Raw genomic sequence first — 15,115 nt, forward strand, 5'->3', positions numbered from 1 at the left:
AATATTTACAAATACTACAATTATATAATAAACAAATCAATATTTCTTTTGTATTTTTTAAATGAAAACACATGTCTTTTTACCTGCACCACAATACTATACACCAATCCAAAGACTTATCATCCAACTCACTATCCATAGTCCATACAACACACCCATCGGGCCTTATCAATAATGCTTTCAATCCCAATTACTCTTTAGCCTTACCCGCAATAAGTAGTTGCATCCGGAATTTCCATAAGCTCACGAACAATTTCATTTAATGCGCGGGCTTCCGTAGTTGGCCTCATCAAAGCTACATGCGCTCGGGACCAGTCCAATACCTGTTCTCCTACAGGATGACGTTCTGAATGATAGGTATCCAATAAATTCTATTATTGCTATTTAACAGTTGTTGTGAGTTTCCAGAGAAAAGAACCCTCTCTTGATTTCTTATTTATATGTGTTTCTTTCATCAGTAATAATTGAAACACTCTTCCAACACTGGATGAAGCTGAGCTATAGGATGCTCAAATGTCCGGATTTCATTTTTACGGGATAACAATTCAAACAAACCTGATACCGCCCGGGGAAAGCATTCTGATTCCAATAACATCCAAATGATCTTATATATGAAAATCTACCGGCTGATTGAGAAGTCCAGTCATAAAAGGAGACGGAAGCATTTCTAAGCTTCCATTTTTAACAATACTATAGGAGCTTCCAAAATAAAAAATAATCTCTACATATCTCATCAGGAAGCACTTCAAAACAAAGTTTTGCTTCTTCAAAATCTATCTTAGTATGCCAAAAACACGCAATGATATCCTGAAGTTCCCCGGAAAGATGAAATTCCCGATGTTTACCTTCAAATCAATTCAATATGTTCATGAAAGTTCATTAAGCATCCAGATCGTACAGGAATAATGTCCTGTATTTCCTAACGGTCCGTCCAGCATTTTGAATCCCAATTTCTCGTAAGCTGAAACCGCAGCCTTAAGTTCGGGCATTGTTTCAAGATAAATATTCTTATAGCCGCAGGATTTAGCAAAATCTATACACTGTAACATCAGCTTCTTTCCTATTCCTTTCCCCCGACTGGAAGCTGACATGTACATTTTTACCAGCTCTACAGTATCTTCCGGTAAGCCATCTGTGGGATATATCCCTGCTCCACCCAAAACCTTTCCATTTTCCTCGGCTATAAAATAGGCAGCTTTCTTCCCCTGAAAGGACTCATACAAATGGTCTGTACTTTCATCAAAATAAGCTGTTCCGGGAATATTTAATCCAAATTCAGCCAAACTATTTCTGAGAATAGCAGCCATCTCTACATTGTCTTCAGGAGCAATTAATTTTATATTCATGTTTTTTGAACAGGCCCACACAGGTGAGCTCTAAAGAATTTTTTAATGATCATATTTTAATATCCGTTACTTAGACCTCCATCAAGCGGAATACTGGCTCCGGTGAGATAGGAAGCATATTCTGAGGCCAGAAAAGCAACGAGGTAAGCATATTCCTCAGGTTTACCCAATCTTTTCATAGGAATTTTATTTTCTCTTGCCTGCTTAATATCAGCCGGCGAAGTATTACTTCCCTGTGCTTCATTCTCGATCATCTGTTTAATACGTTCAGTATCAAAAAATCCCGTGAGAACATTATTAATGGTAATATTATGCTGCGCTACTTCATTAGACAATGTTTTCGACCAGGCCACAACAGCAGAACGGATTGAGTTTGAAAGCACTAAATTAGCAATCGGCTCTTTAACAGATAATGAAGAAACATTGATAATACGTCCATATTTTTGTTTTATCATATGAGGCAATGCCAGCAGAGAAGTTTCACAAGTGGTTTTAAAAAGCAGGTCAAAGGCGCTTTGATAAGCTTCCGTTTCCTTTTCCAAGGCTAATCCAGTGGCCGGACCATTAGTATTGTTAACGAGAATATCTACTGTATGATTTTTAAAATATTCTGAGATAATAGATTTATAATTCTCAAAATCTGAATAATCGGCAACTATATATTGATGATTCTGTCCTTCGGCTATGACTGGTAATAAAGATATGAAATTCATTAGTTTGGCTTCATTGCGAGCTATGACTGTAACATTGGCTCCACATTGAGCAAGTTCTGTAGCAACAGCTGCACCTATACCTTGCGTAGCAGCTCCTACCAAAGCATTTTTTGAGATAAGATTGATCTTCATTTTATTCGATAAGTAATTAAGTATAAATGTACAAAAAATAGTATTCCAACATTGGTTCCTTACTTCATTTATTCCTAAAGCATTTATATTATTCAAAGCTATAAGCTTATATATTTACAAATCACTCACCCTAAAAAAAAGTTTATTTATCTCTCGATTTAGTCCATTCACATTATTTTTTTTAAAATCATCCGATAAGCCCTCTAATTTTATAAAAAAAGAAAGAATGAGACCTTTTTTAATTATATGCAGAATATTCTTTTTAATCATTCCGGGTAGCATTTATTCCCAACAGAATGCAGGAAAAATATTTACCCTTAAAGAATTAATAAGTTATGCATTACAAAATCATAACAGCATAAAAAATGCGCATCTTAATGAGGATGTAACACACCTGACGGTAAAAATAAATCAAGCTGACTGGTGGTTTCCTAAGGCTAATATCACAGGTAGCTTTCAGGAATATCTACAACTCCCCACCAGCTTATCTCCTAATTTTTCTTCCGGAAATCTGGACGAAAGAATTACAGTAAGTAGCGCCAATAAATATTCATCCGGTGTTTATGGACAGATAGAACAATCTATTTTTAATCCAGACCAACTATATTCCATTAAATCGTCCAAGATCATGGCGTCGATGGCTGAAAAACAAACTACCCAAACTCAGATAGAGACCATTGAAAACACAATCAAAGCCTATTATTCTATTATGATGAGTAAGGAGTCTATCAGGCTGGCACAGTCGAATGTATCCCGTGCAGAAAAGGCCGTAAAGGATGCCCAAACGGCCTATAATGCAGGAACCGGCGAAAGGGTTGATCTCGACCGGCTAAAAGTTTCTTACAATAATAGCTCTAATGAACTTACTATAGCTCAAAGGGCATTAGATTACAATATGACTTTACTTCATTTTGCCATCGGAATGGACAGTAAGGAAGAACTTATTCTTGATGATACCTCAGCTACAATCAATCCGGAACTTTTGGTACTGGATTCTACAGCCATCAATGATCGTATAGAAAGAAAAATCCAACAAGACCAGATCGAAGCCAATTATATGGAAATGAAACGCCTTAAAAATGGAATTCTTCCTACTGTATCTGCTGCTATTAACTATGGTTACGATTTCATGGGTCAGGAATTCAATACATTATACAGCAACAGCGGCTTCAATTCCTCAGCTTTGATGCTTAATGTTACTATTCCTGTTTTCACAGGAACGGTAAGAAAAAAACAGATTGATCAGGCAAAATTAATTATTCAGCAGTCTGAAAATGAGCTAACTCTCTTAGATCAACAAATAGAAGTAGAACAGAAAGAAGCTCTTACGAATTATCATAATAATCTTGACACATGGAAAACTCAGGAAGAAAACCTGAAATTAACTACAGGCACCTATGAGCGGATTTCTCAACGCTATAACAATGGCATAGCTGACGGGCTTGATCTGGTAACAGCAGATAATGAACTAAAACTGGCACAAAACAGCTATCTGTCCTCTTATATCAATGCTCTGATCAGTATGGTTGATTACGAGGTATCAACAGGAGGAATAGCCAAGTGGATTAATAAATAACGATTATAAAGAATAAAGCAATGAAATTTACTCAGAGAATAAAATATTTCAGTCTCTTTACCACCCCTTTACTCCTGTGGTATTCGTGTGGTCAGAAAAAAGATGGGAATACAACCGAAAAAGCACCAACAGCTGTATCGGCATCCGTAGTGGAATCAGGAGAATTCAGTTATACAGAGGACTTTCCTGCAAAGCTGGTAGCCAATAGTGAAGTGTCCATTGTACCGGATGTAAGCGGATATGTCAAACAGATCAATTTTACAGAGGGTGCTTTAATACAAAAAGGACAGATTCTTTATACTATAGATAACAGCAGATACAAAGCAGCTTACGATCAGGCAGTAGCCAATCAGCGCCAAAGTGAAGCCCAGTTTGAATTTTTAAAAAGAGATGAAAACCGTTATCAATCTTTATTGAAGAATGATGCTATTTCCAAGCAGGCTTATGACAATTCCAGAACTGCCGTAAGAACTGCTGAAGCTTCACTTGCTGCTTTAAAAGCTGTAGTAAACAATGCTAAAACTGATCTTCAATATACCCAAATCAGGGCCAGTCAATCGGGAACGATTGGAATTTCCTCAGTTCGTGTAGGAGATGTGGTTACTGGTGGGCAGACCATTATGAACACTTTGGTAAGGGAAGACCCTATACTGGCGGAATTTTCAGTACCTGAACAGCGTTATATGGAATTTGTACAGCTAAAGCAACAGCAGTCTATGGCCAAACTGTCACTCCGCTTACCCGACGGAAATGTGTATCAGGAACAGGGAGAAATTGATATTATTGACAATAAGGTTGATGTATCAACGGGAAGTATTAGAGTTCGGGTTAAGTTTCCTAATCCTAATCATATTCTTAAATCCGGAATGAATGCTGTTATTTTTTATCAACGGACTACGGATCCCGGAACCCTCCGTATTCCTCTTACTTCCATCAAGGAAACTTTAGGAGAAACCAATGTATTTATTGTCAGTGACTCCAATAAAGCAGTAAGTAAAAAAATAACACCTATTAACAGAACTACGGAATACCTATTTGTAAAAGATGGAATAAAAGCAGGAGATAAAATTATCACAAGCAATATTCAATATTTACAGGCAGGTGAAGCTGTTCGAATAGATTCATCAAAAAAGTAATTCATCATGATTTCCAATATATTTATCAGTCGAAAAAATACAACCATTGTACTTTCCATCTTTATTCTGATTATAGGAGGAATATGTATGATGATCTTACCCATTTCCCAGCTCCCGGAAATTGCTCCACCTGTAGTGCAGGTCAGGGCTACCTATCCAGGAGCCACAGCACAGACAATAGAAGAGACTGTTATTACTCCTTTAGAAAACCAATTAAACGGAATTCCCGGGAGTATGTATATGACCTCAACTTCCAGTAACAACGGCTCCGCGAGTATCGATATCACCTTTGAACTCGGTACCAATCCTGATCTTGCAGCTGTTGAAGTGCAGAACCGGGTAAACCAAGCTACAGCTACTTTACCTACAGAAGTTACCAGAACCGGACTCACTATCAGGAAACGTTCAGGTGAAATGTTAATGGTAATCGGAATCTATTCACCTAATGAAACCCATGAAAAGTCTTTTCTGGATAATTATACTAATATTTATATTAAACCTGAATTATCAAGGGTGGTAGGAGTTGGTGACATCAGTAATTTCGGACAGGATTACAGTATGCGGGTATGGTTGAACCCTGAGAAGCTGGCTTCAATGGGAATTGCCACATCTGACGTTATTACAGCCATCGAATCTCAGAACATGCAGGTTTCCGCCGGGACTATAGGTTCTCCACCGGTATCAGGGAACCAGGCTTTTGAATACAATATTTCAATTAACGGACGGCTTGTAACTCAGGAAGAGTTTGGAGAAATTATCGTAGGAACAAATCCCGCCAACAATAGCATGGTCCGCCTGAAAGATATAGCCAAAATAGAATTGGGTTTGTTTAATTATGCCAATAATAACAGACCTATGGGAAAGGTAGGAAGCGGTGTTTCCATATGGCTAAATCCTGGAAGTAACGCTTTAGAAACCAGTGAAGCAATTATGAAGAGAATGGAGGAACTGTCGGCCTCATTTCCAGATGATGTAGAATGGATTGTACCTTATGAGACCAGCTCATTCGTTACTGCTGCTTTGGATGAAGTTGTTAAAACCTTTATTGAAGCTATGATATTGGTAGTTTTTGTAGTATTTGTATTTTTACAAAATTGGCGGGCTACCCTTATTCCGGTAATTGCCATTCCTCTATCTCTGATCGGAACATTCATCTTTTTTGAATTATTTGATTTTTCCATCAATACCTTAACTCTTTTTGGATTCCTGTTAGCTATCGGAATTGTAGTGGATGATGCTATCGTGGTAGTGGAAGCCGTACAGCATCATATCGATGCCAATAAGCTTAGTCCTCTTGATGCTACATTAAGGGCTATGCGGGAAGTACAGGCTCCGGTAATTGCCATGTCATTAATCCTGGCTGCTGTGTTTGTACCTGTTGCATTTTTGCCAGGAGTCAGTGGACAACTTTATAAACAGTTTGCTCTCACTATTGCTATTTCCGTTCTTATTTCGGCGATAGTGGCGCTTACACTCACTCCTGCTTTATGTACTCTTTTATTACGCCCATCTCAGGTAAAAAAGGACAGTAAGGGGATTAATAAAATATTTTATATGTTTAACCTTTGGTTTGCCAGAGTGACTCAACGTTATGGAATTCTGGTATCTAAACTATTAAGAAAGATCCCTGTAGTATTAATAGTACTTATTGCCAGCTTTTTTATGACCTATCTGATTTATAATAGAGTACCCACTACTTTCATTCCATCAGAGGATATGGGTGCTATTCTTGTATCGGTAGAATTACCGGAAGGAGCCTCATTAGAACGAACCAATAAAGTTATGGACCAGGTGGCAGATATTTTATCTAAGGATCCGGCGGTAAAAAGCTTTATGGCCTCTTCCGGACAAAATCTTGTAGGTGGTGGTTCTAAAAGTAGTGTGGGCACAAGTTTCACAGGATTGATTCCTTGGGAAGAACGTTATAAAAATGGAGATGATATGACTACCGTAACCGCCCGTCTCCAGCAAAAGTTCAATACCATTAAAGAAGCACGTATTATTCCGGTTCCCTCGCCCACCATAAGAGGATTAGGAAACTCGGGAGGATTTACCATCATGCTCCAGCAGAAATCGGGTGGAACTATTGAAGAATTCAATGCTATTGCCCAGCAGTTTCTGCAAGAAGCCGGAAAACGTAAGGAAATTCAAAGAGCTTATACCTTTTTTACCATACAAACTCCTGAAATAAGTGTTACTGTAGATCGGGATAAGGCTGAACAGATGAATGTTGCTCTTACTGATGTATTCAGTACTGTACAGACTTTCTTAGGATCTTCTTATGTCAATGATTTTACAAGTTATGCAAGAAACTTTAAAGTACTGGTACAGGCCGATTATCAATATAGAAAAGATATAAAGGATATTGGAAAATATTTTGTCCGTAACAGAACCGGCCAGATGATTCCACTGGAAACACTCATTACTTATCACACCAGAAATACAGCTTCTGTCATCAATCATTTCAATTTATACAGATCTATACAAATTGACGGATATGTAGCTGAAGGATACAGTAGTGGAGATGGTATTACCGCTTTGGAAGAAACAGCTAAAAAAACATTACCTACTGGTTATGATTATGAATGGGCTAACCTCTCCCGCCAGGAGATAGAAGCCGGTAATTCCTCTACTCTTATTTTCGGGCTGTCAATTCTTTTCGTATTCCTGCTATTGGTAGCCTTATATGAAAGCTGGTCAATCCCATTTTCAGTACTTCTTACAGTACCTATCGCAGCATTTGGTGCTATGTTTGCAATGCTGATTTCAGGACAGAATAATAGTGTTTATTCCCAAATAGGATTAATAACACTCATTGGTCTGGCGGCCAAAAATGCAATTCTGATAGTAGAATTTGCCAAAGAAAAGTTTGACAGTGGAATGTCATTAGCATCCGCTACTATTGGCGCTATAAAGCTAAGGTTCAGACCAATCCTGATGACCTCGTTTGCTTTTATTTTAGGAATCATCCCATTAACGATGTCCGAAGGTGCCGGAGCTGCTGCGAGGGTGAATGTAGGAGTTACGGTTTTAGGAGGTATGCTCGCAGCCACATTTATTGCTATATTTATAATACCTGTTTTGTTTGTTTTTATTACTAAATTAACTTATCGGAAAAAAGTAAAGAACTCACCTGAAAAAACAGAATAAATATCGCTATTTACCATGAAGAATATAAAAAAAGACATCCAAATTGTTTTACTGTTATTATTTTTATCGGGGTTTTCTACCTTCGGCAGAACGATAACAGGGACTATTGATATCTTTTTTCCGGAGGCTCTGTTTCATTTTTTTACATTTTTTATCACCTTGCTATTTATATGGTATTCATATCCCTGGATTGTTTCAAAGAATGAAACAGAAACAAATTCAGGGATAGGGATCAACTGGAAGTATAAAATATTCCGTATTATATCTCTTTATATTCTTTCTTCCATGTTGATGGCCATTTTAACTTATTTTCATCACCTGTTATACAAAGAGCCTCTGGAAATTCTCGTAGTACGAAACCTTATCGCCAACACCATCCATTTAGTTTTACTGACCTTTATAAGAAGTCTCATAGACAGCTATCTTTTAAAAGAGCGGGAAAACCAATGGCTAAAAGAGCAACAATTAAAGATTCAGCTTTCTGAACTTAAAAAACAGCTTAATCCCCATTTTTTATTTAACACATTAAATACTTTGTCGGGTCTTATCCGAAATAATCATCAAGAAGACTCCATCATGTTTATTGAAAATATGGCACTTGTCTACAGGTATGTTTTAAGCAGCGAACGTGAAGACCTGGTTCCACTATATATTGAGATCAATGCTGTAGAAGCTTATATTGATGTATTACATTACCGATACAAAAAAGCATTAAACATTGATATTGAGGAAAAAGAGAACAATAATAAAAATTCTCTGATTCCTCCTTTAACATTACAACTTTTAATAGAAAATGCAATCAAACATAATGTGATCACCATAGATGAGCCACTTAAAATCCATATCACTATAAATAAAGATGAGCTTACAATCAGCAATAACTATCAACCCAAAAAAGTAAATGAAGACTCTATGGGGATTGGCCTGGAAAATTTAAAATTACGGTATCAGATTTTAGCTAATCAATCTATAAAAGTAAATATAGACCAACAGTTTTTTATAGTCAGTCTCCCCCTACTTTAACAACTAAATAAACCAAAAATGAGAATATTAATTATAGAAGATGAATCCGCAGCCGTAGATACGTTAAAGCAGATTTTATATCATATAGATCCTGCAATCACTATATTAAAAGATATTCCCACCATAAAGAGTGCTACAGAATATCTGAAAAACAATACAGATATCGATCTTATTTTTCTGGATATTAATCTGGCTGATGGCAACAGCTTTGATATTTTTAAATCTGTCAAAGTGGATATTCCCATCATCTTTACCACAGCTTACAGCGAGTATGCACTTGAGGCTTTCAAGGTGCACAGCATTGATTACTTATTAAAACCGATCAGGGAAAGTGAGGTAAGACAAGCCTTACAAAAAAAAGAAAGCATGCTTAGCAAAAAACAGGTAATTGATTATCAAATACTTTCAGAGCTCATTAATGGTAAAGAAAATAAATACAAAAATACATTTCTGCTATATGTAAAAGACAAAATGATTCCTGTCCAAACAGAAAATATAGCTTATTTTTATCTTGAAAATGGAATTCTTAAGATCCTTACCCTGAAAGAAAAGCAATTATATATACTCTCCAATACTCTTGAAGAAATTGCCCAACTTATAGATCCAGCTCTGTTTTTCCGTATTAACAGACATATGATTATTTCAAGAAAGTGTATTGAATATGCAGAAACTTATTTCAGCGGGAGAATTTTACTTAAAATTACCCCGTGCCATACTCAGGAAAAAATTACCGTCAGCAAGGTAAGGGTATCTGAATTTAAGCAATGGCTGGAAACCCGCTGAAAATAATCAGGTAAATACTATATGCTATTTAAATTGAATTTTATCTTTCATAGCCTCCGAATCAGTTAGGAACTGTAATTTTCCTTTATCTGGCTGAATCAATTGTAAAGGATATAGAGTCGGATTATGTTTTCCATACAGCACTTCATTCAGTGCATGTTTTTTTGATGTTCCAAAAGCCACTACAAGAATAGATTCTGCTTTATTAATCAAAGGAGCAGTTAAGGTAATTCTGTACATATCCTGAGATTTGAGATAATAAGCAGCTACCCATTTTTCTTTTTCATTCAACACCTCTTCTCCGGGGAAAAGTGAGGCGGTATGGCCATCATCTCCCATTCCTAAAAGAATAAAGTCGAAACGACCTTCATTTCCAAGAACATTTTCAATCTGCATTTCATATTCTTTTGCCTGCGCTTCCGGAAGGATACCTTCTTTAAACATCGGAAAGATATAATCTTTATTTATCCCTACATGATTTAAAAGTGTTTCAAATGTCTTACCTGCATTATTCCTTTCGTCCGTAATAGGAACCCATCGTTCATCAACCCAAAAGAAATAAACATGATCCCATTGTATTTTTTCTGCATATTGTTGTGTTGCCAGCAATTTAAAAATAGCTTTAGGAGAAGAGCCTCCACTTAACGCCACCACAAAGCGTCCTCTTTTCTGGATAGCATTTATAGCATGTTCTACAAACAGATTGGCTGCTGTTTTATAAAGCTGCTCTAAATTATCCGATATTATGACATTCATTTTTAATATTTATTTTATATCCTGTAAATTCTCAATCCCAATCATGGCTTTTGCGCTCCAACAAAATATTTCCCGCCTGAGGTCCCCAACTTCCAGCTTCATAGTTCGGGAAGAACGGATTTTTATGAATAGCCCAATATTCCTGTATATTTTTTACCACATCCCAGGCTTCTTCCACCTGATCTGAACGCATAAATAAAGTAAGATCTCCTAAGAGAACATCCTGTAACAGTGTTTCATATGCTTCAGGACTGTCTTCCTGGCAGGAAAAATAATCAAATATCATTTCTACAGGCTTCAAAGCCAGTGTAAGCCCTGTTTTTTTTGTCATAAACTGCAATCTGATATCCATGAGAGGCTGAATATTTATGACAAGCTTGTTTGGCGAAAGATGATGTTGAGTTCCTGAAAAGGTAGAATTAGGAAGCGGCTTAAACTGTATTGTAATATAAGACTGTTTTTCCTTCATTCTCTTTCCTGTCCTCACATAAAAAGGAACCCCTTTCCATCGTGGATTATCTAAATAAAATTTGATCGCCACATAGGTCTCAGTATCAGAGTTCTCAGCAATTCCTTTTTCCTGACGATACCCTATTACTTCCTTTCCATCTACAATACCTTTTCCATATTGTCCCCGAACTACATAATGATCAACTTTTTCGACAGGAATCCTACGAATAGCTTTAAGAACATCCACTTTACGGTCCCGTATTTCTCCGGATTCCAGGGAGGCAGGTGGCTCCATCGCAACCATACACAAAATTTGTAATAAATGGTTTTGAATCATATCTTTCAAAGCCCCAGTTCCTTCATAGAAACTCCCTCTTGCCTCTACTCCTACTTCTTCAGCTACAGTAATCTGTACGGATTCTATATACTGCTGATTCCATAATGGTTCAAAAATAGAGTTCCCAAATCTAAAAGCCAGAATATTTTGAACTGTTTCCTTCCCCAGATAATGATCTATACGATAAATCTGTTCTTCTTTAAAGGTTTGCGACAATAAGTTATTCAGTTCTATTGCCGAGTTTTTATCATGTCCGAAGGGTTTTTCAATAACAATACGATCCTGTACCGGATTTCCGGCTAACCCTGCATTTTTGATATGTTCAGATATGGTAGCGATAAAATCTGGCCCGATTGACAAATAAAATAGTCTATTGGCACGTTCTCCTATTTCAGCATCAAATATCTTCAATTTTTCATTCAAATTCCTATAAGAATCTTCCTGATCTATCTGATGTTTAAGATAAGTAATATGTGATTTGAATTCTATCCATACTTCTTCCTTTGATAATTTATTTCGGGAAAAAATATTCAGGTTTTCTTTAATATAACTTCTAAAATCCTCATCATTATTATCTCCCCTACCCAATGCCACAATATTAAACTGTTCTGGCATTCTGCCGTCTATATATAAATTATAAAATGCAGGAAAAAGCTTTCTTTTTGCCAGATCCCCTGTAGCACCAAAAATAATGATAGTGGTGGGTCTTAATAAATTATTTTCATCCATTTTTTAATTCTTAATTGGTTGTACTTTGCCATATTGTATGAAAAACACCCTCTTTGTCAATACGCTGATAAGTATGAGCTCCGAAATAATCACGCTGAGCCTGTACTAAATTTATAGGTAAACTGGCTGTCGTGAATGCATCAAAATAAGCTAAAACAGTTTGGAATCCTAAGCTTGGAATTCCGTTTGATATGGCAAATCCCGCCACTTTTCTCAATGCCTCTGTTTTTGATTTTACAATGTCAGCAATATCGTTATCGAGAAGTATATTAGATAGTTTAGGGGTTTTAGTGTACACTTTATAAAATTTTTCTAATAGTCCTGAACGTATAATACATCCGCCTCTCCAGATCTTAACAACATCTTTCAAGGGAATTTCAAAATTATATTCTTCTGAAGCTTTTACTAATAATTCCAGTCCCTGGGCATAACTAATCAGTGTAGAAACAAAAAGTGCATCACCAACCTCCTGAATGAATTCTTTTACATTTTCGGAAACTCCATTATTTTTATGCGGGTATAGATCAGAGGCTTGAATTCTTTCATCCTTATAGGAAGATAGTGTTCTGGAAGTAACGGCTGCATCAATGGTCGGAATAGCAACTCCAACCTCCATTGCTTCCTGAGAGGTCCATTTCCCTGTACCTTTCGAACCTGCCTTATCTAATATGTAATCTATAAGAAATCCTCCTGTAACCGGATCCTTCTGCTGAAAAATATCCCGTGAAATTTCAATTAAAAAAGAATTCATTTCTCCGTTATTCCATTCTTTAAAAACCTCATAAAGTTGGTCATTATCAAGATGAGCCCCTCTGCGGAGCAGGTCATAAGCTTCACTGATAAGCTGCATGATAGCATATTCTATTCCGTTATGTACCATTTTCACATAATGTCCTGCAGCATCTTTCCCCATATAAGCAGTACAAGCATCATTATTCACTTTAGCAGCAATTGCTTCAAGCATAGGCATTACTAAGTTGAAAGCCTCTATATCTCCTCCCGGCATTATACTGGGGCCCGTTCTCGCCCCCTGCTCTCCTCCTGATACGCCCATTCCCATAAAATGCAACCCATAAGATGCCAGATTCGAAACACGCCTGTTTGTATCTTTAAAATAAGAGTTTCCTCCATCAATCACAATATCTCCTTTGCTCAATAGAGGTATAAGGTTTTCCAAAACTGCATCCACAGGCTTTCCTGCGGGCACCATCAAAAGTATCTTCCGGGGAGTTTCCAATCTGGATACAAATTCCGGTAAAGAACCTATTCCTTCTATTCTCATAGTTGGAGTCGATTTTTCTTTCAACTCTTTTATTTTTTGCTCATCCAGATCAAACCCAGCAACGGAAAATCCATTATCCGCAATATTATAAAGAAGATTTCTTCCCATAACCCCTAGGCCAATCATTCCATAGTTATACTTTTCCATATATTTATTTAATATTTTATTTTATTTTGCCACAATTAAATAAACAAAAGAATGGAGAAAATATTCAGCCTCCATTCTCTATTAACTGTATTAAATCAGCTTATAGCTTCTTTTAAAGTTTTTGCAGCAGCTGCAGGATCTTCAGCGCTATAAATAGCACTCCCCGCAACGATTACGTCTGCTCCTGCGGCCACAACATCTTTAATTGTACTTATATTTACTCCACCGGCAACAGAAAAAGGAACTTTCGCCTTTTTTCCCTCATTGATCAATGTCTGAATAGAGTATCCCGGAAGCGCCTGCTCATCAAGTCCAGCATGTAATTCTACAAAAGCCACACCAAAAGCACTTACTTCTTTTGCCCGTTCCACACGATCTTTAACTCCAATGGTATCAACTACCACTTTTTTTCCTAATTTCTCTGCAACTTCCACTGCTCCTTTTATAGTAGCGTCATCCACTGCCCCCATTACAGTAACAATATCTGCCCCGGCATTAAAAGCAATTTCTGCTTCTAATGCTCCGGTATCTGCAGTCTTCATATCTGCAAATACTAATTTATCCGGGTGAGCATTCTTCATTGCTGTAACAACTTTGAGGCCTTCCGCCTTAATTAATGGTGTACCCAATTCTATAATATCTACATAAGGTGCCACTTTATCTGCCAGTTTTAGTGCTTCTTCTGTAGTCAGAAGATCAATTGCAACTTGTAATTTCGCCATTTTAAATGAGTATTAAATTAATTAAATAATAATTTTGATTTATTCGAGATTAGCATGTCTCGACCATAAATATTCTTTTGTAAGTCCCGATTCTTTCCATAATGCCATAAAAACTGCCTCAAAAATAAATAATACAGCCTGTTCAAACAGGCTTCCTGCATATTGCTCGGATGATAATATTCCAAAATCAGTTTTTGTTGCAGCCGGTACATTTATAACCTCATCAGCTAATATTGCAAGCCTACTTTCCCTTGATACAGTTAATCCTATGACTTTTACTTTTTGATCCTTTGCTTTCTCTACTACATTAATAACCGATGTTGTCGTACCTGAACCTGAGGCTACAAGTAGAACATCACCTTCTGCAATAGCCGGAGTAAGTGTATCTCCCACCATAAAAACATTCAGACCTAAATGCATCATCCGCATTGCTGCCATCCGTAGTACCAAACCGCTTCTTCCTGCACCCATCAAAAATACTCTGTTTGCAGCTTTAACAGCTTTTCTTAGGCTATCAATTTCCTTCATATCCAGCCGGTCTGCCAGTTCTCCATTTTCATATAAAATCAAATGCAGGTATTGCTTTATCAGTTCTTGAGATTCCATTTCTATCTTTACATATTTTGAGTTCTATTAAACTTCAACTCAGCGTTATTATGTTCAAAGTTATTACAGAATGACAAGGGAAAACTTATACATTTAGGTCTACATGATGTAAATTTGGGACAGTTGCTTTCCGGTTTAACAAAAATTCTTCTTTGTCAAACTGATTTTAAGCATATAGAAAAATACTGACCTGGCTATTTTTTAATCTGAATACAACTGATCAAAAC

13 protein-coding genes are annotated in these 15,115 nt (G+C 36.8%); 5 read left to right on the top strand and 8 right to left on the bottom strand.

The genetic code is table 11. The features are described from left to right. Nucleotides 1–203: 203 nt before the first annotated feature. The 3 genes from Q0A18_RS14230 to Q0A18_RS14240 all read right to left on the bottom strand — a co-directional run bounded on the left by Q0A18_RS14230 (nt 204) and on the right by Q0A18_RS14240 (nt 2,191). On the bottom strand, nt 204–365 hold the full coding sequence (locus tag Q0A18_RS14230) for a hypothetical protein (RefSeq protein WP_292010821.1): 162 nt from the start codon (nt 363–365) through the stop codon (nt 204–206). A gap of 501 nt (nt 366–866) precedes the next feature. Continuing rightward, the gene (locus tag Q0A18_RS14235; protein ID WP_292010822.1) at nt 867–1,346 is read right to left on the bottom strand and encodes a GNAT family N-acetyltransferase; all 480 of its coding nucleotides are present in this window, start codon (nt 1,344–1,346) and stop codon (nt 867–869) included. A 56-nt stretch (nt 1,347–1,402) separates the two neighbouring features. Then, nucleotides 1,403–2,191, bottom strand: a complete 789-nt coding sequence (locus tag Q0A18_RS14240) for an SDR family oxidoreductase (protein WP_292010823.1) — start codon at nt 2,189–2,191, stop codon at nt 1,403–1,405. Between the two features lie 226 nt (nt 2,192–2,417). Between Q0A18_RS14240 and Q0A18_RS14245 the strand changes: the two genes are divergently transcribed. From Q0A18_RS14245 to Q0A18_RS14265, 5 genes are read left to right on the top strand one after another with little or no spacing between them, the layout of a single operon-like run. Continuing rightward, nucleotides 2,418–3,767, top strand: coding sequence for a TolC family protein (locus Q0A18_RS14245; RefSeq protein ID WP_292010824.1), 1,350 nt, complete (start codon nt 2,418–2,420; stop codon nt 3,765–3,767). Between the two features lie 20 nt (nt 3,768–3,787). After that, the gene (locus Q0A18_RS14250) at nt 3,788–4,903 is read left to right on the top strand and encodes an efflux RND transporter periplasmic adaptor subunit (RefSeq protein ID WP_292010825.1); all 1,116 of its coding nucleotides are present in this window, start codon (nt 3,788–3,790) and stop codon (nt 4,901–4,903) included. A gap of 6 nt (nt 4,904–4,909) precedes the next feature. Then, nucleotides 4,910–8,053 (top strand): multidrug efflux RND transporter permease subunit, encoded by a 3,144-nt coding sequence (locus Q0A18_RS14255; protein ID WP_292010826.1) that lies wholly within the window; start codon nt 4,910–4,912, stop codon nt 8,051–8,053. Between the two features lie 15 nt (nt 8,054–8,068). Beyond that, nucleotides 8,069–9,076: a histidine kinase gene (locus Q0A18_RS14260; RefSeq protein ID WP_292010827.1), complete on the top strand. Its 1,008-nt coding sequence runs from the start codon at nt 8,069–8,071 to the stop codon at nt 9,074–9,076. A gap of 18 nt (nt 9,077–9,094) precedes the next feature. After that, a complete protein-coding gene (locus Q0A18_RS14265) occupies nt 9,095–9,859 on the top strand; it encodes a LytTR family DNA-binding domain-containing protein (protein ID WP_292010828.1) in 765 nt (254 codons plus the stop codon). Between the two features lie 24 nt (nt 9,860–9,883). On the opposite strand, the gene pgl is transcribed toward Q0A18_RS14265, so the two are convergent. From pgl to hxlB, 5 genes are all read right to left on the bottom strand, one after another. Next, nucleotides 9,884–10,615, bottom strand: a complete 732-nt coding sequence (gene pgl / locus Q0A18_RS14270) for a 6-phosphogluconolactonase (RefSeq protein ID WP_292010829.1) — start codon at nt 10,613–10,615, stop codon at nt 9,884–9,886. Nucleotides 10,616–10,646: 31 nt separating this feature from the next. Then, the gene (gene zwf / locus Q0A18_RS14275; RefSeq protein WP_292010830.1) at nt 10,647–12,131 is read right to left on the bottom strand and encodes a glucose-6-phosphate dehydrogenase; all 1,485 of its coding nucleotides are present in this window, start codon (nt 12,129–12,131) and stop codon (nt 10,647–10,649) included. Between the two features lie 10 nt (nt 12,132–12,141). Then, nucleotides 12,142–13,560, bottom strand: coding sequence for an NADP-dependent phosphogluconate dehydrogenase (gene gndA, locus Q0A18_RS14280; protein WP_292010831.1), 1,419 nt, complete (start codon nt 13,558–13,560; stop codon nt 12,142–12,144). Between the two features lie 95 nt (nt 13,561–13,655). Further along, a complete protein-coding gene (gene hxlA, locus Q0A18_RS14285; RefSeq protein WP_292010832.1) occupies nt 13,656–14,282 on the bottom strand; it encodes a 3-hexulose-6-phosphate synthase in 627 nt (208 codons plus the stop codon). A gap of 39 nt (nt 14,283–14,321) precedes the next feature. Further along, nucleotides 14,322–14,888: a 6-phospho-3-hexuloisomerase gene (gene hxlB, locus Q0A18_RS14290; protein ID WP_292010833.1), complete on the bottom strand. Its 567-nt coding sequence runs from the start codon at nt 14,886–14,888 to the stop codon at nt 14,322–14,324. Between the last annotated feature and the right edge of the window lie 227 nt (nt 14,889–15,115).

It is taken from the genome of Chryseobacterium sp. (assembly GCF_022712095.1).
Classification (GTDB): Bacteria; Bacteroidota; Bacteroidia; order Flavobacteriales; family Weeksellaceae; genus Chryseobacterium.

Excerpts from the sequence above, each read along its gene's own strand:
- Q0A18_RS14235 (WP_292010822.1), bottom strand. The coding sequence starts at position 1,346 with ATGAATATAAAATTAATTGCTCCTGAAGACAATGTAGAGATGGCTGCT.
- Q0A18_RS14240 (WP_292010823.1), bottom strand. The coding sequence starts at position 2,191 with ATGAAGATCAATCTTATCTCAAAAAATGCTTTGGTAGGAGCTGCTACG.
- Q0A18_RS14245 (WP_292010824.1), top strand. The coding sequence starts at position 2,418 with ATGAGACCTTTTTTAATTATATGCAGAATATTCTTTTTAATCATTCCG.
- Q0A18_RS14250 (WP_292010825.1), top strand. The coding sequence starts at position 3,788 with ATGAAATTTACTCAGAGAATAAAATATTTCAGTCTCTTTACCACCCCT.
- Q0A18_RS14255 (WP_292010826.1), top strand. The coding sequence starts at position 4,910 with ATGATTTCCAATATATTTATCAGTCGAAAAAATACAACCATTGTACTT.
- Q0A18_RS14260 (WP_292010827.1), top strand. The coding sequence starts at position 8,069 with ATGAAGAATATAAAAAAAGACATCCAAATTGTTTTACTGTTATTATTT.
- Q0A18_RS14265 (WP_292010828.1), top strand. The coding sequence starts at position 9,095 with ATGAGAATATTAATTATAGAAGATGAATCCGCAGCCGTAGATACGTTA.
- pgl (WP_292010829.1), bottom strand. The coding sequence starts at position 10,615 with ATGAATGTCATAATATCGGATAATTTAGAGCAGCTTTATAAAACAGCA.
- zwf (WP_292010830.1), bottom strand. The coding sequence starts at position 12,131 with ATGGATGAAAATAATTTATTAAGACCCACCACTATCATTATTTTTGGT.
- gndA (WP_292010831.1), bottom strand. The coding sequence starts at position 13,560 with ATGGAAAAGTATAACTATGGAATGATTGGCCTAGGGGTTATGGGAAGA.
- hxlA (WP_292010832.1), bottom strand. The coding sequence starts at position 14,282 with ATGGCGAAATTACAAGTTGCAATTGATCTTCTGACTACAGAAGAAGCA.
- hxlB (WP_292010833.1), bottom strand. The coding sequence starts at position 14,888 with ATGGAATCTCAAGAACTGATAAAGCAATACCTGCATTTGATTTTATAT.